Genomic DNA, 23,446 nt, shown 5'->3' with positions numbered 1-23,446 from the left:
AGCGGGATTCCAGACCGGGATGGTAGCGCGGATCGCGCATGGGGGAGCGAGCATGGGGGCAAGACGCCAGTTGTGGAAGAGGGCGCGTCAGTGTAGGAAGGCGGCATGACCGGCACGGGCACGGCGCAGGCTGCACTCGAAGTCCTCGTCGTCGTCGGCACCGCCGACGAAGCGGGGCTGCGCGCGTTGTTCGCCGATTCGGGCGCGTCGATCACCAGCTGTCCCGGCACGCACGAAGCGGTCGCGCGCCTCGTGCACAAGGCCTTCGACGCGGTCGTGCTCCACGTCGCCGGGGCGCGCCAGCTCGAATCGATCGCCAAGCTGCGCGCGCGGGCGCCGGACGTCGCCCTGCTCGTGCTGGCCGCGCGGCCGGACCGCACGCTGTGCGACCTCGCGCTCGCGCGCGGAGCCAGCGACGCGCTCGCCTTGCCGGGGCTGCAGCCGCTCGTGCTGCAGTACGCGCTGCGCCTGGCCGTGATGGGCGTCCTGCGCGCGCGTGAACAGCGCACGCAGAGCGTGAGCCTGCGCACCGTGTTCGACCTCGATGCGCACCCGGTGTGGATCTGCGACCCGAACACGTTGCGCTTCCTCGGCGCGAACCGCGCCGCGACCGAAACCTACGGCTACAGCGAGGAGGAATTCTCCGCGCTGAGCGTGCCCGACCTGCGTCCGCGCGACGTCGCGGTCGGCCCGGACCTGCCGCCGGCCGGGCGTACCATGGTCGGGCGCCACCGCACCAAGGACGGGCGCGAGCTCGAAGTCGAATCGTTCGCCGAACGCACCGTGCTGTCCGGCCGCGACGTGTTGCTGCTGCGCGCGCGCGACGTCACCACCGAGCGGCGCGCGATGCGCGCGCTCGAGGCGAGCGAGCGGCGCTTCCGCGACTTCTTCGAGCACAGCACGGGCTTCATCTGGATCCACGAACTTGACGGCACCCTGCTGTCGATCAACCCGGCCGCGGCGGCCGCGCTCGGGCGCAGCGTCGCCGAACTGCTCGGCACGCCGCTGCGCGACCTCGCGCCGCCGCACCTGCGCTTCCTCATCGACCAGTACCAGCAGCGCATCGCGCGGGCGGGCGAGGACGCCGGCTTCCTGCGCGTGCAGAACCGTGACGGCGCGGAACTCGTCTGGCAGTACCGCAACCGGCTGTACACCGACGCGGACGGTTCCGCCTACGTGATGGGCTATGCACAGGACATCACCGCGATGCGCGCGGTCGAGCAGGCGCTGCAACTCAGCGAGCAGCGCCTGCGCACGGTCGCCGACACCCTGCCGGTGAAGATCGCCTACGTCGATGCGCAGCAGCGCTTCGTCTTCGCCAACGAGGCATTCCGCCGCGCCTACGCCGCGCATGCGCCGACGATCGTCGGCGAAGACCTGCGCAGCGTGCTCGGCGACGCGCGCTACGCGCGGCGCGAGCCGTACCTCGGGCGCGCGCTCGCCGGCGAACGCGTGACGTTCGAGGACGAGGAAGGCGACGGCGACGATTACCAGTGCGTGGAGATCACGTTCATCCCGGAAACGGCCGAGAAGGACGGCAGCGTGATCGGCGTGCACGCGATGGTGCAGGACATCACGTCGAAGAAGCGCGAGGAGCGGCGCCTGATCCACCTCGCGCGCATCGACCCGCTGACCGGCCTGATGAACCGCGCCGCATTCCACGAATGCCTCGACGCGGCGATCGAGCGCTCGCGCGAGAAGGAATGGCTGCTGTCCGTGTTCTACCTCGACGTCGACCGCTTCAAGCAGGTCAACGACACGCACGGCCATGCGGTCGGCGACGCGCTGATACGCGCGTTCGCGACCCGGCTCGGCGAGAACGTGCGCGCGTCCGACGCGGTCGCGCGCCTCGGCGGCGACGAGTTCGTCGTCGTCATGGAGGGCATCCCCGACGTCAAGCGCGTGCGCACGATCGCGACCAAGCTCGTGATGGCGATGTCGCGCCCGTTCGAACTGCGCAGCGAAGGCTTGACCCTCGCGGTCGGCGCGAGCATCGGCGTCGCCGCCTGCAAGGCCTGCCCGCTGCCGCCGGCGCAGCTCGTCGCGCGCGCCGATGCGATGCTCTACGAGGCGAAGCAGGCCGGCCGCGGCACCTACCGGCTCGAACTCGTCGCGCCGGTGTCACCCGACCAGGCGAACGCCTGAGCCGTCGGCTCAGGTGGCGAGCACGCCGGCGGGAAGCTGCATCGTCAGGCAGTGCACGCTGCCGTTCTGCCAGATCAGTTCGCGTGCGTCGACCGCGACGATCTCGCGGCCGGGGTGCGCGGCGGCGATCACGCGCGCCGCGGCGGCATCCGAGGGGTCGCCGTAGGCCGGCATGACGACGCCGCCGTCGACGACGAGATAGTTCGCGTACGACGCGGCGAGGCGGCGTCCGCCGTCGACGATCGCGCGCGCCCACGGCAGTTCGTGCAGGCGGTATGGCCGACCGTCGGGTGTGCGCAGCGCGGCGATTTCCTCGCGCATGCGCCCGAGCTCGGCATGGTGCGGGTCGGCCGCGTCGTCGCAGGTCTGCAGCACGATCGCGTCGCCCGGTGCGTAGCGCGCGAGCGTGTCGATGTGCGCGTCGGTGTCGTCGCCTTCGAGATAGCCGTGTTCGAGCCAGAGCACGCGCTCGACCGCGAACGCGTCGCGCAGCAACGCATCCATTTCCGCCCGGCTCATCTGCGGATGCCGCTGGTGCAGGCAACGCCAGGTCGTCAGCAGGCTGCCCCGGCCGTCGACCTCGATCGCGCCGCCCTCGAGCGCCCAGTCGATGCGGCGGCGTTCGGCGCTGCCGAACAGGCCGCGCGCGTGCAGCGTCTCGACCAGCGCGTCGTCGCGGCTGCCTTCGTACTTGCCGCCCCAGCCGGTGAAGCGGAAGTCGAGCAGCTGGAAGCGGCCGGCTCCGGCGAGGGTGAGCGGCCCCGAATCGCGCAGCCAGGTATCGTCATACGGGACCTCGACGCAACGCAGGCGTCCGGCATCGACGCCGGCGTCGGCGAGCAGCGTGGTCGCGCGCGCGCGCACCTTCGCATCCGCGACGCAGACCACGAGCGGTTCGAAGCGCGCGATCGCCGCGGCGAGCCCGACGTAGGCGCGTTCGATGCGTGCGAGGCGCGGACCCCAGTCGGTATCCGCGTGCGGCCAGGCGATGATCACGCCGGCCTGCGGTTCCCATTCGGCAGGCAGGCGCAAGCTCGATGCCATCGATCAGGACTTCGGCGCCGGCGGCGCTTCGTCGACGACGCTGTGCAGCACGCGATTGCGTTCGAAGTAGACGGTGTAGCCGGCATAGCGCCAGCGATTGATCGTCGGATGGCGCGGCGCGTCACCGCCGGCCGGCGCGAGCTTCTCGGCCGGCGCACCGAAGCGCCGTTCGACCTGCGCCATCGTCATGCCGCGGGCGGGAAGGTTGGCTCCTTCGCTGGCCATGGCGCGATGGTGGTGGCGCTTCGTGGCTTTCGTGTCGAGCGTGTCGGCATGGGCGGCCGGAGCGATCAGGGCCGCTGCCGCGAGGCTGGTCGCCGTTGCGAGAACAAGCTTTACAAACATGGCTCAAATCCTTGTCCGAAAAGGGGGAACTGCCACTGATCCATACCCGCAGCCGCCTTTTTATCAGAACCCTGCCGGCGGTTCCATGACCGGCCGCCGGATGTGCGATGACGTGCAAGGAAAAGGACCGCGAGGAACCGCCTGCCACGCCGGTGCCACGTAGCGCCATGCGCGGAAAGAAAAAGGGCCGCAGAGCGGCCCTTTCTCGAATCCGGGAGCGATGCCCCGCTCAGCGCTGGCGCGCCTTGAAACGCGGGTTGCTCTTGCAGATCACGAACACCTTGCCACGGCGGCGCACGACCTTGCAGTCGCGATGGCGCGTCTTGGCGGACTTGAGGGACGACAGCACTTTCATGGAAACGCCTCGCAACGGTTTCTGAACGCGGAAAGCGTGGAATTCTAAAGGAATTTCCGCGGCATTGGAAGCGGGTCCGGAAAGCCGGCGGGACGACCGGCCGGACCGGGCTCAGCGAGGGGGCCGGCCCGGCGGGTCCGAACGGGCTCAGTCGATCGAAAACGACTGCAGGTCGACCGGGTTCGTCACGCTGATCGAGCCGACCATGCCCGCGCCTTCGTGCGCTTCGCAATGGAAGCCGATCGAACCATGGGCCGCGGCCTGGCTGATCGTGATCGTCGCGCTCCACGCCGCGTTGCTGATGTCGCCATTGCCACCGCTGCCGTCGCAGCCGTTCGCACAACGGAATGACAGCGGCGAACCGGCGTCGGACGCGACATTGTGGAAGCCGCCGTCGTTGACGAAGGTGACCGTGTCGCCGACCAGTGCCTCGATGTTCGACGGCGTGAACACGAGGCCGCCCCCGCCGACGTGGATCGTATGGCCGACCGCGCCGGCCGGAGCGCCGACAGTGGCGAGTGCGAGCGCGGTGAGCAGGGAAGATGTCTTGCGCATGGGGCGTCGTCCTCTCGAGTGGCGATTCCGGGATTGGCGTGGTGCGCCGCAGGCTCGCGCCGGCGGCGAATGGCGGGTCGTCACGGCGCGCCGGCTTCGAGCCAGTGCGTGATCGCCTCGATGCTCGCGGCATCGAGCGTGCGCGCGATCGGCGCCATCACATGGGCCGTGCTGGTGTGCGGCGGATGGGTCGCGAGATCCTCGAGTCGATCGGCGAGGTAGGCCGCGTGCTGGCCCCGCAGGACCGGATACAGGCGCGCGCGTGCCGCGTCGTCGGCACCGACGCGGGCACGAGCGTCCAGGCCGTGGCAGCCCTGGCAGGGCGGCACGCCGCGGGCGGGATCGCCATCGCGATAGATCGTCGCGCCGGGCATCCCGGCAGCGCCGTTGGTGCCCGCTGCCGGTTCGAGGCTGGCGAACCAGGCGGCGAGGTCGCGCATCGCCGCATCGTCGAGATGGGCCACCTGCGCGGTCATCGGCGAGTCCGCGTCCCCGGCACGCTTGAACGTGACGAGGCGCCAGTACAGGTAGTCGGCCTTCTGGCCGGCGAGATTCGGGAACGTCGGCACGACCGCGACGCCGAGCGGCCCGTGGCAGGCGCTGCACACGGCGGCCTTGGCCTTGCCCGCGACGGCGTCGCCGCGCACCGGCGGCGCGTCGCGCAGGTCGATGAGGTCGTCCGAGGCATGGGCGAGCGGCGCGGCGAGCAGGGCACCGCCGAGCAGGATGCGGATCACGCGTTCGATGGCGGTCATGGCGGCTCCCGTCACAGGCGCACGTCGAGCAGCACGCCGACGAGGTTGGCGTCGTAGCCCTGCGGCCCGCCGTCGGTGTAGACGCGATGATCGATCGCGTGGGTCGTGGCGAAGCCGAGGTAGTGCCAGTCGCTGATGCGGCCGCGTTCGTAGAGGTCGAATACGCGCAGTGCGACGCGTTCGTGCAGCGGAATGTGCAGGCCGACGCTGAACGAGTTCACGCGATACGTCATCGCCGGGAACGCACCACCACCGGCGCCGTCGCCGATCACGGTGTCGGCCCAGGCCAGCGCGAGCGGCGAGGCGAAGCGGTAGTCGGTCGTGCCGCGCGCATGGAGGTAGTTCCAGCTCGCGTCGAGGCGCACGCGGCCGAACGCGTGCGCGAGCACGACGCCTGCGTTGTGGTTGCGCTGCGTGTCGTCGGCCCACCAGCGGCCGATGTCGACGTAGGTGTTGCCGCCGATCGACGGGTTCGAGCCGCCGTCGTTGATCTCGTTGATGTTCGCCATGCGCAGCTTCGAGCGGTCGTAGGCGTAGTAGACGCTCGCATTGCTGCCCGGCGCGGGCTGCCATTCCCACTGCACGGTCGCGCCGAGCGTGTCGTAGCCCTTGCGGCCGAGGTCGGCGTCGTAATCGTTGAAGTCGCCGCGCAGCGAGGCGCTGACGGTCATGTCGTCGCGCGGCATGAACGTCGCCATGAGGTCGAGCTTGTGCTCGCTGCGGCTCGCGACGTCGTACTTGCGCAACGCATCGACCGTGTGCGCGGGCACGCCGTTCGGGGGAGCAACGAAGCCGGGCAGGCTGATCGAATACGTGAAGTCGTATGGATCGTAGTCGTAGCGGTCGCCGTCCTGGTGCAGGTAGGTGTAGTTGGCGCGCAGGGTGAGCCAGTCGAGCGCGCGGTTGGTCCAGGAGAGCTTGATGCTGCCGTCGTCGACCGTACCGCGTTCGCGGTGGTTGGGTTCGTAGCGGCTGAAGGCGAGCGTGGCGCCGAGCGTGTCGCGCGCACCGACCTTCCAGTCGGCGCCGATGTTCGCCTCGGTCGTCTGCATGTCGAGCGGCAGGCTGCGTATGCGCGTGATCGCCGACGGATCCGTGGGGTCCCAGATGCCCGACTCGCCGGGCACCACGCTGCCTTGCGAACCGTTCTCGCTGACGTAGCCGTACTGGCCGGTGAGCGGGTTGTATGCGAGATAGACGTTGCGATAGTCCTCGCGCTCGTGGCGCAGGCCACCGCGCAAGGTGAGGTCGGCGCCGGGCTGCAGCACCATTCGTGCGTCGAGGAGGCTCGTGTCGATGCGCATGTCGGCCGAGCGGCGCGACAGCGCGTCCGGCGTGTTCCAGTTCGCGCAGTCGTACAGGTACGGGTTCTGCGGTCCGGTCTGCAGGTTGCCGTCGAGGCCGATGCCGAACACGCCCGCGCAGGCGACCGGCGGGATCAGCGTGTCGTCCTGGCTCATGCGCCCGCCGGACGCGGTGATCGAGAGCTCGCCGTTCAGCGGCAACTTGCGCGTGAACGCGGCCTTGAGATTGTGCCAGTCGTTGTCGGGCTCGGTCGCGAACTGGCCGGTCGTCAGCGGTGCCGACACCGCGCCGGGCACGAGCGGCGCCAGCGCGAACGGCATCTCGTAGGTGTAGCGCGTGTAGCGGTCGCGGTAGAAGGAGCCGCTGTAGCCGAATTCCATGCGCCAGGTCGTGCCCGCATAGCGGAAGCCGCCACTGAGGTTCACGGTCGAATCGTCGATCGGCTTGACCGTCTCGAGCACGCCGCCGTTGTCGGGAAACGGGAAGTTGAAGAAGAACGGACCGCCGAACGGGCGCGCACCGTGGCGCTGCTCGTCGGTCGCGTTCGCGTACGCGGTCCACTGCGGCGTGAGGTACACGCTGAAGCCGAGCCCCTGCTTCTCGCGCGTGACCCCGAGCGTGCGCTCGGGTGTTGCCGCCGACAGGCCCGCGATCGCGTCCGGCGTGCTCGCGCCGGCGGCGTAGCCAGCCGGCAGGGTCAGGTGGTTCGTGCCGACGCCGTTCCAGATCGGCTTGGCCGTGTTCGTGACGAGGTTCGGCATGTCGCGCAGGAATGCCTGCACCTTGTAGCTGCCGGCGCGGCCGAACACGGCCTGGTAGTACTCGTCGTCGTCGCTGATCCGGCTCGCGCGCACGCTCGCGTAGCTGCCGTCCGCGGCGCGTTCGGCCTCGAACGCGAGCAGGGCGAGGACGATGCCGCCGTCCCAGTCGACGTAGCGGTTCCACAGCGCGTTGCCGTCGTCACCGCCGGTCGCGACCGCGCCGACCGACAGGATGCCCGAAGTCGTCCACGCGCCATGGTCGGCCGTCGCGGGCGAGGGTGGAGGGCACGCGTACAGGTTGCCCGTCGGCGTGCGGTGCCCGCCGGCCTCGAGCCAGCTCGTGCCGCGCGCGTCACAGCCCTCGACCGTCGCCCCTGCGGTCGGATCGAGTTTGTTCGCGCGCCAGGTGTCGACACCGACGCCGCTGTCGGCACGCGCGTTGGCCGCCACCGCCGCGATCGCGGCGGCGAGCGGCAGCGGGCGGAGCAGGCGAGGTGTGCGCATGGGTCCTCCCGCGGTGCTATTCGTGGAACTTCGGGCCCGACGGCGCGTTCGAGCCGTGGATGTTCGCGTGGCAGGTCACGCAGGCACGTCCCATCGCGCGTTCGTCCGGGTGCGCCCCGTTGCCGAGCGAGCCCGGCGTGTGCAGGTCGTTCGGATGACGCAGGCCCGAGTGGCATTGCTGGCAGAGGAACGGCAGCGGCGTGACGAGCAGGGTCTGCTGGTTCGAACCGTGCGGCGTGTGGCAGTTGAGGCAGCTTTCGCGCACCGGCGCGTGTTCGAACAGGAACGGCCCGCGTTTTTCCGCATGGCACTGGTAGCAGGTCTCGTTGACGCTGTTGGTCTTCAGCAGCGGGTTGGTCACCGAGCCATGCGGGTTGTGGCAGTCGTCGCAGCTCATCTGGCCTTCCGGCAACGGCATGTGCGAGCGCCGGTTGAATTGCAGGCGCACGTCGCGATGACACTGCGCGCAGGTGTCGTTGATCGACGCCCTGGCCATCAGCCCTTCGGCCGAGAACTTCGCCATCGGGTTGTGGCAGTCGGTGCACGACAGGCCGTTGCGCTGGTGCACCGAGCCGAGCCAGCGGTCGCGCGGGCCGCCCGCATGGCAGGCGAGACAAGTCTTCGTCTGCGTCTCGATCGGCGTGCCGGAATCCTTCGTGTAGCCGATGATCAAGCCCTTCGCACCGGGATCCTTCGCGTGCGCCGAGCCCGGGCCGTGGCAGGTCTCGCACACGGGTATCGACGCGTCGGCCTTGCTCGCCGCGTGCAGGCCGAGCGCATGGAACGTGTGCGTGAAATGCTCGCTCTCGAGCCGGTGGCAGGCGATGCAGGTGCGTTCGCCGACCGCGGTCGCGCCGGGCGCACCGGGATTGTCGGCGACCTTCGCGTTCGCGAAGCCGGGCGCGACGCCGATCATCGATGCGCCGACCTGCACGTCGTCGCTGGTCAGGTTCGTCGGTGGCAGCGATTTGGCGAGTTCGTCACGGCTCTGCTGCGCCAACGCCGGTACCAGCGTCGCGCATCCCAGCACGAGCGCCAGCAGGCGCCGGATCGCATCAGTGCTTCGCATGGACCAGTCCCGTTGCGGTGGCCAGGGAGTCGCAGCCTTCGGTCTTGTGCGCGAGCGTGCGCACGGCGGCGCAGGCGTCGATCGACGCGTCCGCGCGGCGGCTCGAGCCGTCGAGCAGCGTGAACACGGTCTTCGCGTCGAGTCGCGGGTCGATCTCGAGCAGCAGCGCGACTGCGCCGGTCACGTGCGCGGTCGCGAGCGAGCTGCCCGATGCGTAGTCGTAGTGGCCGCCGGGCTCGAGCGTGAGGATGTCGCGCCCGGGCGCGGCGAGGGCGGGCCGCGCCGTCGCGGCTGCATCGCTGCTGCGCACCGCGATCACGCCTTCGACGTCGAGGGGAAAGCCGTCCATGCGCGCGTCGGGCGGGACCGCGCCGATGACGATCGCCCCGCGCTCGACCGCCTTGGCGACGAGTTGCTCGAGCAGCGGGTCGGGTGGACCACCGAGGCTGAGATTGATCACGCGCGCGCCCGAGGCGATGGCCGCGCCGAGCGCCTGGGCGAGCGTGAACGTGTCGCAGCGCGCCGCGCTGCCGTTCGCCTGTACCGGCCAGCACGCGCGCAGGGCGCGGATGTGCGTGCCGGGCGCGACGCCGACGATGCCGACGCCGTTGTTGGCGACCGCGGCGATGACGCCTGCGACTTCGGTGCCGTGACGGTCGTGGCCGGCGCTTGCGGCGTCCCCGTCGCGGGTGAAGTCGCGCTGCGAGACGACGCGGCCGGCGAGGTCGGGATGGGTGGCGTCGATGCCGGTATCGATCACCGCGACCTCGATCCGCGCGCCACTCGCCCAGCGCTGCGCGGCAGCGGCGCCGATGCGCGTAAAGCCCTGCTGCAAGCCGACGTATGGATCGTTGTAGGCGCCGGCTGGGCCCGCCGACGGTGCTGGTGGCGATGGCGCTGCCGCGGGCGTGGTCGAGTAGGTGCTGAACTGCTGCAGCGGCTCGGCGAGGCTCACGCGCCGGTCGCCACGGATGCGGGCGAGCGCCTCGGCGCGGTCGCTGCCTGCCGGGAGTTCATAGAGCATGCAGCGCAGCCGCAATGCATCGATCGTCCATGCCGACACTTCGCGCAGCGCGTAGTCGCCGGCGATGCGGCGCGCCGCCGCGCGCGTGCGTTCGGCACCGCCGGCGTAGTCGGGCAGGCCGGCATAGCCACGCGGCGTCGCGCCCGCGGTGGCGGCCGGGTCGGCCTTGTCGTCGATCGCGACGACGATCAGGCGCGCGTCGTCGGCGAGCCCCGCCGGCACCTGATCGAGCGCAGCGGCACGGATCGCCACGAGTGCACACGCGCAGGCGAAGACCGTCGCGGCGGCGACGCGCGGCAATCGGATTTTCCAGCCGGGGCGCGCCTGCATCGTCCGGTCACCTCGCCGACGGATTGGCGATCGGTTCCACCAGCAGCACGCCCGGCGCCGCGCGCAGGCGCGCGATGACGCCGGCATCGGTGTGCGCGGATGCAACCGGCGCCAGCGTGTAGATCGTGCCGCCCTCGTTGGTGCCGACGATGTGCAGGCCATTGTCGCCGAGGAGGCGCTGCAGCTGGCCGACGCTGAGCTCGGGCGACGGCACGAAGCGCAGGCTCGCCATTGCAGGCTCCGCCGCGGGCGTGCTCAAGGTGCGGTAGGCCGGCGCATCGTCGGCGCGACGATGCCCGACCGCCCACGCGCCGAGCGTGGCGAGGCCGATCGCCTGCACGACGACCGCCGCGGCCAGTGCGCGCAGCAGGCGCCGCTGGCGCGGCGCGTGTGCAGGGGCAGCCTGCCCGGCCTGCTCGGCCTCGATGCGCTCGAGCAGGCGCCCGAACGCGGGCCCGGGCTCGTCGGCGACGGCCGCCTCCACGCCGAGTCCCGCGTGCACGCGCGACTGGAACGCGTACTCGTCGCGGCAATCGGCGCAGGCGGCGAGATGCGCCTCGGCGAGTGCGCGATCGGATGCGGTCGCGGTTCCGTTGACGAGCCAGGGAATGAGGTCCCAGGTCTGGCGATGTTGCGGAGACTGCATGGTCAAGCCTGTGCGGAATGGGACTGAGGAACGGCATCGCCGCCGAGCGCGGGCAGCGTGTTGCGAAGGCGCAGGCGCGCGTGGAACATGCGCGCCTTCACGGTGCCGACCGCGCAGTTCATGATCGCCGCGATTTCCTCGCACGATTGTCCGAGGTAATACGCGAGTTCGATCGTCATGCGCTGTTCGTCCGGCAGCAGCGCCATGCCGTGGCGCAGCCAGTCGCGGAGTTCCGCCTGGCGCGCCTCGGACTCGTCGGGTGCGACTTCGTGCAATGCTTCCTGGTCGCGATCGCCGGCGCCGTAGGTCGGTTCGGCGGGGTGATCGCGCAACTGCTTCATGAGGCAGCGATAGGCGATGCCGATGATCCAGGTGCGTACCTTCGACTCGCCACGGAAGCTGCCTGCAGTACGCCACACGACCCAGAGCGTTTCGTTGACCATTTCCTCGATCAGGTCGCGGCGCGCGGTGAAGCGGGCGAGGAAACGCGAAAGCGGGCCGTGGTAGCTTCGATACAACTGCTCGAACGCGGTGCGATCCTGGCGCGCGATCGCCCGCAGCCACTCGAGCTCCGTTTCGGAACCCGCGGCGTGGTCGTGGTCTGTCCTTCTCTGGCTCACGCGATCCAGGCTCCGCCGATGGCCGTCCTCGAGCATGGGTACCCGTTGCGGGTAGAAAGGTTGCGCCGCAGGCCGCCCCGGTGCAATGGTGGCGCCTGCCGACGGAGCACGGATGCGGATTCGAGCACGGAATCGCACGCCGCCACTGCCTGGGGAAGACAGCGTTTGCGGCACGTTCAAGGAAAATCGAGGGTCTTCGCTGCTCGTTGCTGGCCATCGGTGGCCGGCGTGGTCCTCTTCGCCTTCGCTCCCGGGGCGCGTGCGCTCGGTCCCTGCGGCGGAGCGGTCGGCGTATCGACCGACAACATCTATCGCGGCATCAGCCTGACCGACGGGCGCCCCGCGGCGCTGGCCGACGCGCACTGCGAATTCGGCAACGGCTGGGTCGCGGGGATCGGCGCCACGTCGGTGCACCTGTCCGGGCGCGCGCGCAATGCGCAACTCGGCCTCTACCTCGATCGCCGCTGGCAGCTCGACGACGACTGGAGCGCGAAGCTCGGCGTGCTCCATTACGATGCCGTGCGCCACGGGCGCCGCGACGGCCTGCGCTACGACGAACTCAATGCGACGGTGGGCTGGCGCGGTTTCTGGCGCGCATCGATCACATGGTCGCCGAACGCGACCGACATGTATTTCGGCGGTTCGGGCAAGACGCATCGCAGTGCCTGGGCGGAGACCACCTTCCACCGGCCCATCGCGGGCAGACTGGCGGCCGACCTCGGCCTGGGCATCGCGGTGCCGGGCGGGCGCGGCGAGCGCAGCTACCGCTACGGCAGCATTGGCGCGAGCTATGGCGCAGGCGACGTCTACCTCTATGCGAGCCGGATCTGGACCGACTCGCTGGTCTGGTCGTACGAATTCCTCGGCGACCGCTTCACGGCGACGTTGTCGTCGCAGGCGGAATGGGTCGGCTCGGTGGTCTGGAGTTTCTGATCGCGTTTGGATCGCGTTCAATCCGGGCGCCGAATGATCGCATCGGCGCGCGTGCGTCGCTGCAGCGAGGAGACGTCATGGAACCGATGCTCGTCATGCAAACCGCGGCGGTGCTGCTCGCCATATCCGCGGCGGGCGGCGTCGTGATGGCGCTGATCCGTTTCGGCGGCAAGCCGCACCCGCCGATCGCCCTCGCGATGCTGCACGGGTTCCTTTCGGCGGCCGCGGCAACGTTGCTGCTGTACGCGGCGTTCACGACCGGCCTGCCGATGCTCGGCAATGTCGCGCTCGTGCTGTTCCTCGGCGCGGCCCTCGGCGGTGTCGTGCTCAACCTCAACTACCACTGGAAGGCGCTTCCGCTGCCGAAGTGGCTCGTGCTCGTCCACGGCGCTGTCGCGGTCGTCGGCTTCCTCTGCCTGCTCGCGGCGATCTTCGCGGCGCCGGCGGGATCGCGTAGTCGTGCGCGCCACGCCGTGCGCGATCGGGGCGCGAGCAGGTACGCATAGCGCAGCTGCACGAAGTTCTCGCCCGGATTGGGCTTCTTGATGTCCGCATTCGAGAAATGCTGACCACGCGGGCGTCCGTGCACGGGAAGCGAAACAGCGAACGCGGAGCGGATCGGCGAGTGCATGCACGCGACGCGTCAGTCGATCAGGCGATCGACGTCGCCGATGTCGCTGAGCCAGACATGGGCCGTCCAGGGCGGAGCGGCCGGGTCGTCGATGCGCACGACCGCGTTGAAACCCTCGTTGCCGGCCGCGTCTTCGAACAGCTGCAGCGCCGGTCGCTCGACCACCGTGCCGGTGATCCGTTGCCCGTCGTTACCCGTGACCATCCGAACGCTAGGGGCGCGACAACGGCATCGGGTCCGTCAAGACGAATATACTCAATGCGATCGTCGACGATGCGTGCATAGCGGACGTGCGATAGTTGGGGGTCAACTAGTTCGCCCGCTAGCTTCCAATTCATCCTTGATCGCGATGACATTCGCTACGACATCGGTACTCATGGCGCCTTGAAGGCGACTCACGTAGCGAGTCCTGTCGGGCTCCGGAATCTCCCGGATAAGTTCACCGACGGCGATTACGGCCGACATTCGATTTCGCATATCGACCGATACCACCATGGGCAAGAGCGCTCCTAGGGGTTGCCGCGAGGCTGCATCGCGATCGCCTGGAACGGGTCGGCGGAAGCGGTACGCGCGCTGCACAGCGCACTGCCGCTCCTGCATCACGCCTCGAGTATCGTGCTGCTCGACGGTCCGCGGCGCGCGCCGGAGATCGAGATGGGATGGTTGCCACCGTTCGACGTGCTGGCCTGGCTCGCGCAGCATGATGTGCGTGTGACGGTGAAGCCGATCCTCGCTCCCGACGACCGCGCAGGGGAGGCGATCCTCGCCGCCGCGGGCGAGGTCGGCGCAGATCTGCTCGTGATGGGCGCGTATGGACGGTCGCGCTTCAGCGAGTGGGCGTTCGGCGGCGTGACGCGCACGGTCCTGCACGAAGCGACGCTACCCGTGCTCATGCGCAACTGAGAAGCGACGCCATGAACCACGCCAATGAAGTACTGCTGCTAATCACCGCGCTGGTCGCGGTGCCGTCGCTCGTCGCCGGCACGATGTATTGGACCCATCGTCGCGGCCTTGGCGTCGTCATGGGATGGGGTGGGCGTTGTTCATCCTGCTGTGCTGAATCGCTACGCTTCTGCTGATCCTCTATCGGACCGAGCATTGACGGAAGGCCACCCGGCGTGGCGGGGCCGTCGCGCCGCTCAGCGCAGTTCGAGCGTGACGCGGCCGTTGATCTTGCCCGCCTTGAGGTTCGAGACCACTGTGTTGCCGCCCTCGACCCGTGCCACATGGACGCGCGTGCCTTGCCGTCGGCGGCGAACGCGAGTGCTCCGGCGAAGATCGCGGCGCGTGCCGACGATCACGACGGGCGAGCGCCTGCTTGACGACGATTAACCGCTCCCGAGTTGATGCACGTCAACGAGCCGATCGTGGGGCGGCGTACTTTCGAAGATGAAGATCTATTGCGGAGACATCGCCATGTTCCAGCGCATCCTCGTTCCGACCGACGGATCCGACCTGTCGAAAAAGGCGGTGCGCGCCGCGATCCGCCTTGCCGCGGGTACCGGCGCGCGCCTCGTCGCGTTCCACGCGATCCCGAAGTTCCGCACCTTCACGCTCGATGCGCAGATGCTTGAGGACACCGCCGGCGAGTACCGCGCGGCCTCGGCCGCGCGCGCACGCACGCTGCTCGCGGCCGTCGCCGCGGAAGCGCGCAAGGCCGGCGTCGCCTGCGACACCGCGCACGCGTCGAGCGACCAGCCCTGGGCGGCGATCATCCGCGAGGCGAAGCGCAAGCGCTGCGACCTCGTCCTGATGGCCTCGCACGGGCGCCGGGGATTGCAGGGCGTTCTGCTCGGCAGCGAAACGCAGAAGGTGCTCACGCACAGCACCGTGCCCGTGCTCGTCTACCGCTGAGCGGAGGCGCCGCCGTGTTCGAACACATCCTCATTCCGACCGACGGCTCGAAGCTGTCGGAAAAGGCGGTGCGCAAGGGCATCCGCTTCGCGCACGCGATGAACGCGCGCGTGACCGCCTTCCATGCGATCCCGAGGTTCCACGCGAGCGACGTGATGATGGACCTGCTCGGTACGAGCCGCGGCGATTACGCGAAGGCGGCGCAGGCGTACGCGAACGAGCGCCTGCGCTTCGTGCAGAAGGCGGCGCGCGCGCTCGACGTGCCGTGCGACGCGCGCCACGCGACGACCGACGATCCGGCCGGCGCGATCATCGAAGCGGCGAAGGCGAATGGCTGCGACCTGATCCTGATGGCCTCGCACGGACGTCGTGGACTCGGCGCGCTACTGCTCGGCAGTGAAACGCAGAAGGTGCTCACCCACAGCACGATCCCAGTGCTCGTGTACCGTTGACGGCATCCGTGAGTTCCGCGAAGCCCCACCGGCCGCGCCGCCGTAGTGTCCCGATTGGGGTACGGCCCATTTGATCCGTGTCCGTTGCATTCGAGCCAACTCGTCGATGGCGCAACGAGTCAAGGCGAGCCTTCGCTCGCTCTGCGGAAACGATGAGCCGAATGGGAGCTTGCGAATCAAACGGAAGCCGCGAGTAGATGTAGCAGCGACGATATCCTTGGTAACTACAATTTAACGGCTACGGCCGAAATATGGGATTGATGGAGTCAAGAATGTATGGCTGATATGCTAAGCAGATGATGCCAAGAGTGAAATCCAAGCACATTCTTCTTGCAGTCACTTCGCTTGCTGCCGCTCTTTTTCTTCAAGGAGTCTGCAGCGCAGCGAGGCTCGAAACAGCCTCCGAGGCGGCGACCATTGCAGCGTCGGCGCGCGCGCTTTGGCGTGCCGCTCCCGCGGCCAATCCACGAGTTCTCGAAATGGCGACAAGTGCGCTAGCGTGCCGCAATAGGCGGGCCGACGAGGCCGACCGCATCTTGGCGGTCATCGACTACTCGCGCCCATCGTCCGAGCCGAGGTTATGGGTATTCGATGTTGCAACCCAGAACCTGCTATTCGAGGAGCATGTCGCGCATGGCCGCAATAGCGGAGGAGATCTCGCCGAGCACTTCTCCAACAGGCCCGGCAGCCTCGAATCCAGCATCGGTGTCTTCGAGAACGCGGGCAGTTATTCGGGCCACAACGGATATTCCTTGCGACTGCGCGGGCTCGAGCCGGGATTCAATGATCAGGCGATGGAGCGTGCAATCGTGATCCATGGAGCGGACTACGTGAATGATGGGATCATTCGCGCCCAAGGACGACTAGGGAGGAGTTTCGGCTGCCCGGCGGTGCGCCCCGCCATCGCTCGTTCCCTCATCGATACGATGAACAAGGGTTCCTTCCTTTTTGCCTACTATCCCGACCCGGACTGGCTTTCGAGGTCGCAATACCTCGGTGACTGCGACCCGCCTCGATCATAGCGAATTGCGGTCGTCGCCCAGGAACTCTGAGCAGACGGTTTGCTCCGTCAGCGGTAGACGAGAACGGGCACGTCGCCGTGCGTCAACACCTTTTGCGTTTCGCTGCCAAGCAGCAGGCTACGCAATCCTTTGCGTCCGTGTGACGCCATCAGGATGAGATCGCAACGCTTGCGCTTGGCTTCACGAAGGATCGCAAGATATGGCTGGTCGCTGTACACGTGCACCTCGTCGCAGGTCACTTCAGCTCGGCGAGCCTCGGCGGCGACGTCGCCCAGCAATTTTCGTGCACGCACGACACAGGCAGCACGGTAACTTCGTGCCGTATCTGCGAGCATCGGCACCTCGTACGAGAAGGTGCGAAACGTCGGTACGGCATGAAAGGCCACGAGCCGCGCCCCGACTTCGGCCGCGAGCTTGATGGCGGCGCGTGAGGCCTTCGTCGATAGCGTCGAGCCATCGATCGGTACGAGGGCGCGCTTGAACATGGAAGGGACTCCGTGCTGGTCAAGGCGGGCACCCGTCGTCGACGGATGCCCGCAGGCGAGCGCTATGAGATCGCGATCTTGCGAGTCTGGCCGTTCGGCTTCTTCGGAAGCGTGATCGACAAGACCCCCTTGTCGTAGCGCGCTTCAGCCTTCGTGCCATCGACTTCGCTCGGCAGCGAGAACAACCGGCGTGCCTTGCCGTAGTAGCGCTCCGCGTACAGCTCGGTTTCGCCTTCCTTCCGTTCGATGTCGCGCTTGACCTCGGCGCCGATCGTGACCAGGTTGCCGTCGATGGAGAGCTCGATGTCTTCCTTCTCGACGCCGGGCATCTCGGCTTTCACGCGATATGCACCGGCATCTTCGCTGACATCGATACGGATGTCGGGCTGCAGGTCCATGTCGCGCCACGCGGACCGCATCGGAAAGCCACGAAGAAGATCATCGAACTCGCTCGCGACGTCGAAACGCGCCAGCGGTTTGAAAGGATTCCAGCGTGTCAGCGCACTCATGATAGGTCTCTCCTTGCATTCAATGAACTCGAAAGCCCGAAGGGGCATGTTCACGATACGCGGGCATCCGTTTGCAACATTGATGCAGATCAATCGAGCAGGCCGATGCACGGCGAGATCCCCGGGCCGGCTTGCTTGCTGCACCGCTATTTGGATCCCTCAGGCGCGGGCGCTGCTTGGACTGACATCGGATCAGACAGCAGCCCCAGAAGCTGCTTGGCCAGCTGGACCATTGCCAAGTACGTGGTCGTTGCGCCGCCGAGGAATGCGTAGAACGCCGCAGGGAGCGGTACGAACCCGAAGTCGTCCGCCAGCGGCGAGAGCGGCAGCAGCAGCGCGACGGCCACGACGCCGAGCGCCGCGGCGGCGAGGGGAAGGCTGGGGCGACTGCGCAGGGGGCTCGCCTGCGTTCGGATGACGAAAAGGACCAACGTCTGCGTCGCCAGCGACTCGACGAACCACCCGGTCTGGAACAAGGCTTCCGTCGCGTGCAGCCAGTACAGGAGCGCGAAGAACGTCAGGAAATCGTACAAGGAGCTTACCGGGCCTACGACGTACATGAATCGGCGTATGGCAGTCACGTTCCAGCGTCGTGGGTGCCGTATCTGTTCAGCATCGACGTTGTCGCTCGGGATCATCGTCTGCGAGAGATCGTAGAGGAGGTTGTTGAGGAGGATTTGCGTCGGCAGCATCGGCAGGAACGGCAGGAAGGCCGCCGCCGCCGCCATGCTGAGCATGTTGCCGAAGTTCGAGCTGGTCTCCATCATCAGGTATTTCATGACGTTCGCGAACGCGCGGCGCCCTTGCAGTACCCCCTCGTGAAGCAGGCCGAGGTCCCGGTTGCCGAGCACGATGTCGGCGGCATCACGCGCGACGTCGACCGCATTCATGACCGAGATTCCGACGTCGGCGGCGTGCAGCGAAGGCGCGTCATTGACGCCGTCGCCCAGGAACCCGACGACGTGGCCGCGTTCTTTCAACGCGAGCACGAGGCGCAGCTTCTGCGAAGGCGAAACTCGCGTGAAAAGGTTGCAGCGTTCCGCCAGCACACCGAGCGCCGCATCGGGAATATCGTCGAGCACGTCGCCGCCCGTGGCATCGGCGATGTTGATGCCGGCCTCGCCGCAGACGCTGCGCGCCACGCTGGCATTGTCTCCCGTCAGGATCTTCACGGAGATGCCATCGGCGGCGAGCGATCGCAATGACTCCGCCACGCCGTCGACGAGCGGATCGGCGAACGCGACGAATCCCACGAGGACGAGGTCCGTTTCATCTTCGGCCGAGTAGTGGTCCTTGACGGGCACGCGCCGTCGCGCGATGGCCAGCACGCGTTGGCCGCGTTCGCCGAAAGCCTCATAGGCTTGCGTGCTGCGTGTCACCGCGCCTTCGTCCAGCGGGTAGTCGTGCGCGCCGTCACTGATGCAGCTGCATCGGGAAAGGACCGATTCCGGAGCGCCTTTGACGATGAGTTCGCGTTGCCCGTCGAGATCCGTGACGACGCTGGATCTGCGTCGCTCGAAGTCGAACGGGACCTCGTCGATCTTTCGATATGTGGTCGGGTCGCAGCGCCGGTCGCGCAGCAGGGCAGCGTCCAACGGGCTGCGGATCCCGGTCTCCAGCGCGCTGTTGATGGCTGCGAGGCAGGCCGCTGCATCGGCATCCCGTCCATAGGCGTCGGTGGAGGCAACGACCGACATCTCCCCGGTCGTGAGCGTCCCGGTCTTGTCGCTCAGCAGAACGGTCATGCTGCCGAAATCTTCGATGGCGGCGAGGTGCTTGACGATCACGTTCTGCTTGGCCATCCGGACCGCTCCGCGCGCGAGCGTGACGGTCGTGATGACGGGCATGAATTCCGGCGTGAGCCCCACCGCGAGAGCGAGCGCGAACAGCAACGACTGCAAGGGTGGGCGCCCCAGCACGAAAGTGACGATCAGCACGAATAGAAGGAGGTACAGCACGGTTCGCATGATCATGCGTGCGAACGAGGCAAGCCCCTGTTCGAATTCCGTCGGTGGCGGGCGGTGGGTCAATGCCTCGGCGACGTCGCCGAAGGCCGTCGCTCGGCCGGTCGCGAACACCAGGGCTTCGGCCGTTCCTGCGACGACCGAAGTGCCGAGGAAGAGCAGATGTGGCGCGTCTGCTCCATGCGCGTCGGGTCCGGTGCGCCCTACAGCGTGCTTTTCCGCCGGGATCGACTCGCCCGTGAGCGCTGCCTGCTGGACGTGCAGGCGGCCTGAAATGAGCCGGGCGTCGGCGGGTATCCGATCACCGGCGCACAAGCGGATCATGTCGCCGGGCACCAGCGTGCGTCGGGGGACATCGATCCATGCACCATCCCGCAGCGCAGTCGCCAGAGGCGTCACCTTGTCGCGCAATCGTGCCGCGGCACGCTGTGAGCGAGCGCCGATGACCGTGTTGAGCGCGACGCTCAGCAGCACCATGAACGATATCAGCGACGCGCCGACCAGGTCGCGCAGGAATCCCGATACGACCGCCGCAGCAAGGAGGGTGAGGATCAGCGGATTGGCGAACTGTGCGAGCAGTGATGAAGCCAGGCTCTCCTGCGACTTCGACACCGGTTCATTGAAGCCGTATTGCTCCAGTCGCCGCGCGACCTCGTCAGTGGACAGGCCGCCCGTGTCGCCCCGCACTCGGTGGAACAGCTCGCCCGCGGCGCATTCAGCGGCCTGCTGCGCCGACAACTGGCCCGATCGACCAGGACCAGAACGATCTCGCCGGAATGTCAGCAGGCGGCGCATCGTCACGATGCCGTCTGCCTGCGGCGTGCCGGTCGATACTGACCGCGGAGAACCACGTGCGCACCTGCAGCAGCCTTGGCGATTCCAATCTAGCGCCGACTTCGAATGGATCCTTGATGCGGATCAAATCCGGACGGGCTTCGGGCAACCGTGAATTGACGTCGATCAATTCTCCTTGTTGGGCTACGGACTAGTCTCGACCCCGATCCGTTCCGGTGCGAGCGACATGACACACGATTCCGAGGCGTCAGTGGCGATTCCAGGGCAGACGCCTCTCGACATCTGGTCCGCATGGCTCGTCAATGCCGCGGGCATACGGGGCGACTGGACCCGCTTCCTCATCGAGCGCTGGGCCAAGGACGTGCGTGCGCTGTCGCGCATGGCGACGTGCGCATTGCCGATCGACTTCGCGATGATCGAAGCTGATGTCGCGCGCGAGATGTTCTCCGACTATATGAACCTGGCGCGTCGATTGTTCGGCGAGTTGGATCCGGAATTGGCGGACAGCGCCTTGGCTGTCGCCTGACCACCCCGAAGGGATCCCAACGAGTCAACTGGAGCCTGTCATGAGCGAAGTGGCCAAAGTCATCGAGATCAACTCCGCATCAAGGAAGGGTTTCGAGGATGCAGTGCGCACCGGCTTGGCGAAAGTTGCGGGAACGATTGGCAACGTTCGCGGCGCCTGGATCAGCGAAACGAAAGTCGTCACGGCGCCGGATGGCGAGATCGAAGAGTGGCGTGTCTGCATGCGCGTGACGTTCGTGGTCGAGTAGGTCGCTAGGTTTGCCGAGCGGCTGAGGCCGCAGGTCGACAGCACCTTCAAGGCAGCGCGAGTTCGTACGTCGTGACGAGCGGATCTTCGGGGTCCGGGCGTGCATGGAATCCGAGATGCTCGCCCAGCGCATGCGCGCCCGCATGGTGCTCGGTCGTCGCGTACATGCGACGAATTCCATGCGCGCGCGCGATGTCGATGAGACGCCGCATCAGCGCGCGGCCGACCCCGAGCTTCTGCCAGTCGGGATCGACGGTCACGGTGCAGTCGCAATAGAGCCCGTCGGGGCGGATGACATAGGTGGCCGCGCCGATTTCGGTTTCGCCTTCGCCTGTGCGGGCGAACGCGGCGATGGTCACTTCGCACGCGGGATCAGGGCAGGTCAGGTTCCGCACGACGGTGTCGTCGATGGGCTTCACCAGCGTGACGAAGCGGCGCGCCAGGCCGTCCTGGGGCAGGCGAGTAAGGAACGCGCGCTCACAGTCCATGTCCTGGGGGCGCAGCGGGCGAATCTGCACGACGAGGCCGTCACGCAATTGCTCGGTCCAGACGCTGGGAGGCGTGAAACTGGGCTTCGTATTCATGGTCGATCCTCCTGTGCGGCACTATCCGCTGCCGCTTCGGCGTGTCGTTGATCTCGGTCAAGAAGGTCGCGTTTCCGTTCCGGGATCCTCTCACCGCGGAGGAGTCATGCAGACGAGCACAGACGGCACCAGAAAACCGCACATGGTTTCGCCCGGTACTATCGCCCTCGAGCGCGATTCCTACGGCGCGACTGCGCTGGCCGATACGTTCGACCGATCAATCCATGCGGGTATCGCGCGGCTGACGGCCGGACTCGATCCGGCCGCCATCGCCGCTGCGTACGCGGATTGGGTTAGCCATCTCGCTGCTTCACCCGGTCAACAGTTGCGTCTGGTCGAAAAGTTCGCCAGCAAGCTGTTGCGCTTTTACGACTACCTGGTCCGCAGCGCGTATGGCACGCGCCGCGCAGCCGCGTGCATCGAGCCATTGCCTCAGGACCACCGCTTCCGCGCGGCCGCCTGGCAGCGTTGGCCCTACAACCTTATTCACCAGTCATTTCTTTTGCAGCAACAATGGTGGCACAACGCGATGACTGGCAACCGCGGCGTCACGCGCCATCACGAGCAAGTCGTGTCGTTCGCAACGCGACAATGGCTCGACATGTTCTGCCCGGCGAACTTCGCTCCAACGAATCCTGAAGTGGTCGATCGCACCCTTGGCGAGGCTGGATTCAACTTGGTGCGCGGCATGGATCATCTCATCGACGACGCGCTTGACGCGGTGGGTCACGTGCCTTCCGCAAGTGCTCTCGAGGTCGGCCGAGATATCGCCGCGACACGGGGTAAGGTCATCTATCGCAACCGGCTCATGGAACTGATCCGGTATTCGCCGGTGACCGGCGTCGCGAGGCCGGAGCCCGTGCTCGTGGTGCCCGCGTGGATCATGAAGTACTACATTCTCGATCTTTCTCCCCGGAATTCTCTTGTCCGCTACCTCGTCGGCAGGGGTTACACCGTCTTCATGATCTCGTGGAAGAATCCAGGTCCCGAAGATCGCGATCTATCGCTCGACGACTATCGCGTTCTCGGAATACGCGCGGCGCTCGACGTCATCGGAGAACTCATTCCTGCGGCGCGCGTGCACGCGGCAGGCTATTGTCTCGGGGGTACGCTACTTGCGATCGCCGCTGCGGCAATGGCGCGGGACGGCGACGATCGTCTCGCATCGGCCACTTTTCTTGCCGCGCAGACGGATTTCACCGATGCCGGGGAACTCACCCTGTTCATCGACGAGAGCCAGGTCGCATTCCTCGAGGATCTCATGTGGGAGCAGGGTTTCCTCGATGCGGGGAAGATGGCCGGCGCGTTCCAGCTGCTGCGTTCGAACGACCTCGTTTGGTCGCGACTCGTTCGGGAGTATCTACTCGGGGAGCGGGAGACACCCGACGACCTCATGACATGGAACGCGGATGCGACGCGCATGCCGTATCGCATGCACGCCGACTACCTTCGCAAGCTGTTTCTTGACAATGACCTCGCTGAAGGGCGCTACGAGGTGGACGGAAAGCCGATTTCCCTCGGCGACGTGCGCCTACCGCTGTTCGTCGTCGGCACCGAGCGCGATCACGTCGCTCCGTGGCCGTCCGTGTATAAGCTGCATATCCAGACCGACTCCGACCTCACCTTCGTGCTGGCGAGCGGTGGACACAATGTCGGCATCGTGGCCCCGCCCGATGACCAGCCTGGTCAGCACTATCGTGCAGGGTGTCGACTTCCCGGAGGCCGCTACCTCGATGCGGAGACATGGCGCCGGTCGAGTCCGGTCGTATCGGGATCCTGGTGGCCGCGTTGGATCGAATGGCTGGATGCTCATTCCGGTGAGCCGCGATCATTTTCGGACAATACTTCGACCGCCCTCTGTGATGCACCAGGGGAATACGTTCTGACGAGGTAGGGCTCTATCGTCCGGCAGTGCAAAGAGGAGGCCGGGTCTCCCCGGCCTCCGAAAGCACTGCCCCGTGGTTCTCCCAGTTGGAGAATCCGTCTG

The 23,446-nt window shown here is 67.4% G+C and carries 27 protein-coding genes and 1 pseudogene; 11 read left to right on the top strand and 17 right to left on the bottom strand.

Features of this window, described 5'->3' with window-relative positions; translation table 11 throughout:
- Positions 1-105 precede the first annotated feature (105 nt).
- On the top strand, positions 106-2,145 hold the full coding sequence (locus EV148_RS10325) for a diguanylate cyclase (protein WP_131997608.1): 2,040 nt from the start codon (positions 106-108) through the stop codon (positions 2,143-2,145).
- Between the two features lie 9 nt (positions 2,146-2,154).
- Here EV148_RS10325 and EV148_RS10320 read toward each other — a convergent pair whose 3' ends face one another.
- The 10 genes from EV148_RS10320 to EV148_RS10275 form a co-directional block, all read right to left on the bottom strand.
- On the bottom strand, positions 2,155-3,189 hold the full coding sequence (locus EV148_RS10320) for an agmatine deiminase family protein (RefSeq protein ID WP_131997605.1): 1,035 nt from the start codon (positions 3,187-3,189) through the stop codon (positions 2,155-2,157).
- A gap of 3 nt (positions 3,190-3,192) precedes the next feature.
- Positions 3,193-3,534 carry a hypothetical protein gene (locus EV148_RS10315; RefSeq protein ID WP_131997602.1) on the bottom strand — a complete coding sequence of 114 codons (342 nt, stop codon included), beginning with the start codon at positions 3,532-3,534 and terminating at the stop codon, positions 3,193-3,195.
- 229 nt (positions 3,535-3,763) lie between these two features.
- Complete coding sequence (gene ykgO / locus EV148_RS10310) at positions 3,764-3,889, bottom strand: type B 50S ribosomal protein L36 (protein WP_005913193.1); 126 nt, start codon at positions 3,887-3,889, stop codon at positions 3,764-3,766.
- A 147-nt stretch (positions 3,890-4,036) separates the two neighbouring features.
- Positions 4,037-4,444 carry a cupredoxin domain-containing protein gene (locus EV148_RS10305; RefSeq protein WP_131997599.1) on the bottom strand — a complete coding sequence of 136 codons (408 nt, stop codon included), beginning with the start codon at positions 4,442-4,444 and terminating at the stop codon, positions 4,037-4,039.
- Between the two features lie 80 nt (positions 4,445-4,524).
- The gene (locus tag EV148_RS10300; protein WP_131997596.1) at positions 4,525-5,199 is read right to left on the bottom strand and encodes a c-type cytochrome; all 675 of its coding nucleotides are present in this window, start codon (positions 5,197-5,199) and stop codon (positions 4,525-4,527) included.
- Between the two features lie 11 nt (positions 5,200-5,210).
- On the bottom strand, positions 5,211-7,769 hold the full coding sequence (locus tag EV148_RS10295) for an MtrB/PioB family outer membrane beta-barrel protein (RefSeq protein WP_131997593.1): 2,559 nt from the start codon (positions 7,767-7,769) through the stop codon (positions 5,211-5,213).
- 16 nt (positions 7,770-7,785) lie between these two features.
- The gene (locus EV148_RS10290; RefSeq protein ID WP_131997590.1) at positions 7,786-8,838 is read right to left on the bottom strand and encodes a DmsE family decaheme c-type cytochrome; all 1,053 of its coding nucleotides are present in this window, start codon (positions 8,836-8,838) and stop codon (positions 7,786-7,788) included.
- Positions 8,825-10,192: a S8 family peptidase gene (locus EV148_RS10285; protein ID WP_131997587.1), complete on the bottom strand. Its 1,368-nt coding sequence runs from the start codon at positions 10,190-10,192 to the stop codon at positions 8,825-8,827. The genes EV148_RS10290 and EV148_RS10285 overlap by 14 nt, the downstream gene beginning before the upstream one ends.
- A 7-nt stretch (positions 10,193-10,199) precedes the next feature.
- Positions 10,200-10,838 (bottom strand): zf-HC2 domain-containing protein, encoded by a 639-nt coding sequence (locus EV148_RS10280; protein WP_131997584.1) that lies wholly within the window; start codon positions 10,836-10,838, stop codon positions 10,200-10,202.
- 2 nt (positions 10,839-10,840) lie between these two features.
- Positions 10,841-11,458, bottom strand: a complete 618-nt coding sequence (locus EV148_RS10275) for an RNA polymerase sigma factor (protein ID WP_241988051.1) — start codon at positions 11,456-11,458, stop codon at positions 10,841-10,843.
- Positions 11,459-11,686: 228 nt separating this feature from the next.
- Here EV148_RS10275 and EV148_RS10270 point away from each other — a divergent pair, with 228 nt between their 5' ends.
- Together EV148_RS10270 and EV148_RS18915 are read left to right on the top strand one after the other, a co-directional pair.
- A complete protein-coding gene (locus tag EV148_RS10270) occupies positions 11,687-12,391 on the top strand; it encodes a TorF family putative porin (RefSeq protein ID WP_131997578.1) in 705 nt (234 codons plus the stop codon).
- Between the two features lie 77 nt (positions 12,392-12,468).
- The gene (locus EV148_RS18915; protein WP_241988050.1) at positions 12,469-12,897 is read left to right on the top strand and encodes a hypothetical protein; all 429 of its coding nucleotides are present in this window, start codon (positions 12,469-12,471) and stop codon (positions 12,895-12,897) included.
- Between the two features lie 26 nt (positions 12,898-12,923).
- Here the strand turns inward: EV148_RS18915 and EV148_RS19145 are convergent.
- Positions 12,924-13,022: pseudogene (locus EV148_RS19145) on the bottom strand (hypothetical protein); the annotation flags it as partial.
- Positions 13,023-13,034: 12 nt separating this feature from the next.
- Positions 13,035-13,226, bottom strand: a complete 192-nt coding sequence (locus tag EV148_RS10255; RefSeq protein ID WP_131997572.1) for a DUF3247 family protein — start codon at positions 13,224-13,226, stop codon at positions 13,035-13,037.
- A 312-nt stretch (positions 13,227-13,538) separates the two neighbouring features.
- Here EV148_RS10255 and EV148_RS10250 point away from each other — a divergent pair, with 312 nt between their 5' ends.
- Both EV148_RS10250 and EV148_RS18495 read left to right on the top strand, forming a co-directional pair.
- On the top strand, positions 13,539-13,925 hold the full coding sequence (locus tag EV148_RS10250; RefSeq protein WP_131997569.1) for a universal stress protein: 387 nt from the start codon (positions 13,539-13,541) through the stop codon (positions 13,923-13,925).
- An 11-nt stretch (positions 13,926-13,936) separates the two neighbouring features.
- Positions 13,937-14,101, top strand: coding sequence for a hypothetical protein (locus EV148_RS18495; protein ID WP_158287424.1), 165 nt, complete (start codon positions 13,937-13,939; stop codon positions 14,099-14,101).
- A 60-nt stretch (positions 14,102-14,161) separates the two neighbouring features.
- Here the strand turns inward: EV148_RS18495 and EV148_RS18490 are convergent, their stop codons facing one another.
- On the bottom strand, positions 14,162-14,323 hold the full coding sequence (locus tag EV148_RS18490; RefSeq protein ID WP_158287423.1) for a hypothetical protein: 162 nt from the start codon (positions 14,321-14,323) through the stop codon (positions 14,162-14,164).
- Between the two features lie 115 nt (positions 14,324-14,438).
- On the opposite strand from EV148_RS18490, the gene EV148_RS10245 reads away from it, so the two are divergent.
- The 3 genes from EV148_RS10245 to EV148_RS10235 all read left to right on the top strand — a co-directional run bounded on the left by EV148_RS10245 (position 14,439) and on the right by EV148_RS10235 (position 16,350).
- Positions 14,439-14,876: a universal stress protein gene (locus EV148_RS10245; RefSeq protein WP_131997566.1), complete on the top strand. Its 438-nt coding sequence runs from the start codon at positions 14,439-14,441 to the stop codon at positions 14,874-14,876.
- A gap of 14 nt (positions 14,877-14,890) precedes the next feature.
- Positions 14,891-15,328, top strand: a complete 438-nt coding sequence (locus EV148_RS10240; RefSeq protein WP_131997563.1) for a universal stress protein — start codon at positions 14,891-14,893, stop codon at positions 15,326-15,328.
- Positions 15,329-15,627: 299 nt separating this feature from the next.
- On the top strand, positions 15,628-16,350 hold the full coding sequence (locus EV148_RS10235) for a murein L,D-transpeptidase catalytic domain family protein (RefSeq protein ID WP_131997560.1): 723 nt from the start codon (positions 15,628-15,630) through the stop codon (positions 16,348-16,350).
- A 47-nt stretch (positions 16,351-16,397) separates the two neighbouring features.
- On the opposite strand, the gene EV148_RS10230 is transcribed toward EV148_RS10235, so the two are convergent.
- The 3 genes from EV148_RS10230 to mgtA all read right to left on the bottom strand — a co-directional run bounded on the left by EV148_RS10230 (position 16,398) and on the right by mgtA (position 20,103).
- Positions 16,398-16,835 carry a universal stress protein gene (locus tag EV148_RS10230; protein ID WP_131997557.1) on the bottom strand — a complete coding sequence of 146 codons (438 nt, stop codon included), beginning with the start codon at positions 16,833-16,835 and terminating at the stop codon, positions 16,398-16,400.
- Positions 16,836-16,897: 62 nt separating this feature from the next.
- Positions 16,898-17,344, bottom strand: a complete 447-nt coding sequence (locus tag EV148_RS10225; protein WP_131997554.1) for an Hsp20/alpha crystallin family protein — start codon at positions 17,342-17,344, stop codon at positions 16,898-16,900.
- Positions 17,345-17,490: 146 nt separating this feature from the next.
- Positions 17,491-20,103, bottom strand: a complete 2,613-nt coding sequence (gene mgtA / locus EV148_RS10220; RefSeq protein ID WP_131997551.1) for a magnesium-translocating P-type ATPase — start codon at positions 20,101-20,103, stop codon at positions 17,491-17,493.
- Positions 20,104-20,278: 175 nt separating this feature from the next.
- Here mgtA and EV148_RS10215 point away from each other — a divergent pair, with 175 nt between their 5' ends.
- Together EV148_RS10215 and EV148_RS10210 are read left to right on the top strand one after the other, a co-directional pair.
- On the top strand, positions 20,279-20,629 hold the full coding sequence (locus EV148_RS10215; RefSeq protein ID WP_131997548.1) for a hypothetical protein: 351 nt from the start codon (positions 20,279-20,281) through the stop codon (positions 20,627-20,629).
- A gap of 40 nt (positions 20,630-20,669) precedes the next feature.
- Positions 20,670-20,876: a dodecin family protein gene (locus EV148_RS10210; protein WP_131997545.1), complete on the top strand. Its 207-nt coding sequence runs from the start codon at positions 20,670-20,672 to the stop codon at positions 20,874-20,876.
- A gap of 46 nt (positions 20,877-20,922) precedes the next feature.
- On the opposite strand, the gene EV148_RS10205 is transcribed toward EV148_RS10210, so the two are convergent.
- Positions 20,923-21,459, bottom strand: coding sequence for a GNAT family N-acetyltransferase (locus EV148_RS10205; protein WP_131997542.1), 537 nt, complete (start codon positions 21,457-21,459; stop codon positions 20,923-20,925).
- A gap of 106 nt (positions 21,460-21,565) precedes the next feature.
- Between EV148_RS10205 and EV148_RS10200 the strand changes: the two genes are divergently transcribed.
- Positions 21,566-23,353 (top strand): PHA/PHB synthase family protein, encoded by a 1,788-nt coding sequence (locus tag EV148_RS10200; protein ID WP_131997540.1) that lies wholly within the window; start codon positions 21,566-21,568, stop codon positions 23,351-23,353.
- Positions 23,354-23,446 lie beyond the last annotated feature (93 nt).

Source organism: Dokdonella fugitiva, from assembly GCF_004342425.1.
Lineage (GTDB): Bacteria > Pseudomonadota > Gammaproteobacteria > Xanthomonadales > Rhodanobacteraceae > Dokdonella_A > Dokdonella_A fugitiva.
The sequence above is the reverse complement of the archived record's forward strand: the minus strand, read 5'-3'. Positions and strand labels throughout refer to the sequence as shown.

Excerpts from the sequence above, each read along its gene's own strand:
- EV148_RS10285 (WP_131997587.1), bottom strand. The coding sequence starts at position 10,192 with ATGCAGGCGCGCCCCGGCTGGAAAATCCGATTGCCGCGCGTCGCCGCC.
- EV148_RS10245 (WP_131997566.1), top strand. The coding sequence starts at position 14,439 with ATGTTCCAGCGCATCCTCGTTCCGACCGACGGATCCGACCTGTCGAAA.
- EV148_RS10315 (WP_131997602.1), bottom strand. The coding sequence starts at position 3,534 with ATGTTTGTAAAGCTTGTTCTCGCAACGGCGACCAGCCTCGCGGCAGCG.
- ykgO (WP_005913193.1), bottom strand. The coding sequence starts at position 3,889 with ATGAAAGTGCTGTCGTCCCTCAAGTCCGCCAAGACGCGCCATCGCGAC.
- EV148_RS10325 (WP_131997608.1), top strand. The coding sequence starts at position 106 with ATGACCGGCACGGGCACGGCGCAGGCTGCACTCGAAGTCCTCGTCGTC.
- EV148_RS10280 (WP_131997584.1), bottom strand. The coding sequence starts at position 10,838 with ATGCAGTCTCCGCAACATCGCCAGACCTGGGACCTCATTCCCTGGCTC.
- EV148_RS10200 (WP_131997540.1), top strand. The coding sequence starts at position 21,566 with ATGCAGACGAGCACAGACGGCACCAGAAAACCGCACATGGTTTCGCCC.
- EV148_RS10210 (WP_131997545.1), top strand. The coding sequence starts at position 20,670 with ATGAGCGAAGTGGCCAAAGTCATCGAGATCAACTCCGCATCAAGGAAG.
- EV148_RS10225 (WP_131997554.1), bottom strand. The coding sequence starts at position 17,344 with ATGAGTGCGCTGACACGCTGGAATCCTTTCAAACCGCTGGCGCGTTTC.
- EV148_RS10230 (WP_131997557.1), bottom strand. The coding sequence starts at position 16,835 with ATGTTCAAGCGCGCCCTCGTACCGATCGATGGCTCGACGCTATCGACG.
- EV148_RS10290 (WP_131997590.1), bottom strand. The coding sequence starts at position 8,838 with ATGCGAAGCACTGATGCGATCCGGCGCCTGCTGGCGCTCGTGCTGGGA.
- EV148_RS10255 (WP_131997572.1), bottom strand. The coding sequence starts at position 13,226 with ATGGTCACGGGTAACGACGGGCAACGGATCACCGGCACGGTGGTCGAG.
- EV148_RS18495 (WP_158287424.1), top strand. The coding sequence starts at position 13,937 with ATGAACCACGCCAATGAAGTACTGCTGCTAATCACCGCGCTGGTCGCG.
- EV148_RS10320 (WP_131997605.1), bottom strand. The coding sequence starts at position 3,189 with ATGGCATCGAGCTTGCGCCTGCCTGCCGAATGGGAACCGCAGGCCGGC.
- EV148_RS10295 (WP_131997593.1), bottom strand. The coding sequence starts at position 7,769 with ATGCGCACACCTCGCCTGCTCCGCCCGCTGCCGCTCGCCGCCGCGATC.
- EV148_RS10305 (WP_131997599.1), bottom strand. The coding sequence starts at position 4,444 with ATGCGCAAGACATCTTCCCTGCTCACCGCGCTCGCACTCGCCACTGTC.
- mgtA (WP_131997551.1), bottom strand. The coding sequence starts at position 20,103 with ATGCGCCGCCTGCTGACATTCCGGCGAGATCGTTCTGGTCCTGGTCGA.
- EV148_RS10205 (WP_131997542.1), bottom strand. The coding sequence starts at position 21,459 with ATGAATACGAAGCCCAGTTTCACGCCTCCCAGCGTCTGGACCGAGCAA.
- EV148_RS10300 (WP_131997596.1), bottom strand. The coding sequence starts at position 5,199 with ATGACCGCCATCGAACGCGTGATCCGCATCCTGCTCGGCGGTGCCCTG.
- EV148_RS10235 (WP_131997560.1), top strand. The coding sequence starts at position 15,628 with ATGCCAAGAGTGAAATCCAAGCACATTCTTCTTGCAGTCACTTCGCTT.
- EV148_RS18915 (WP_241988050.1), top strand. The coding sequence starts at position 12,469 with ATGGAACCGATGCTCGTCATGCAAACCGCGGCGGTGCTGCTCGCCATA.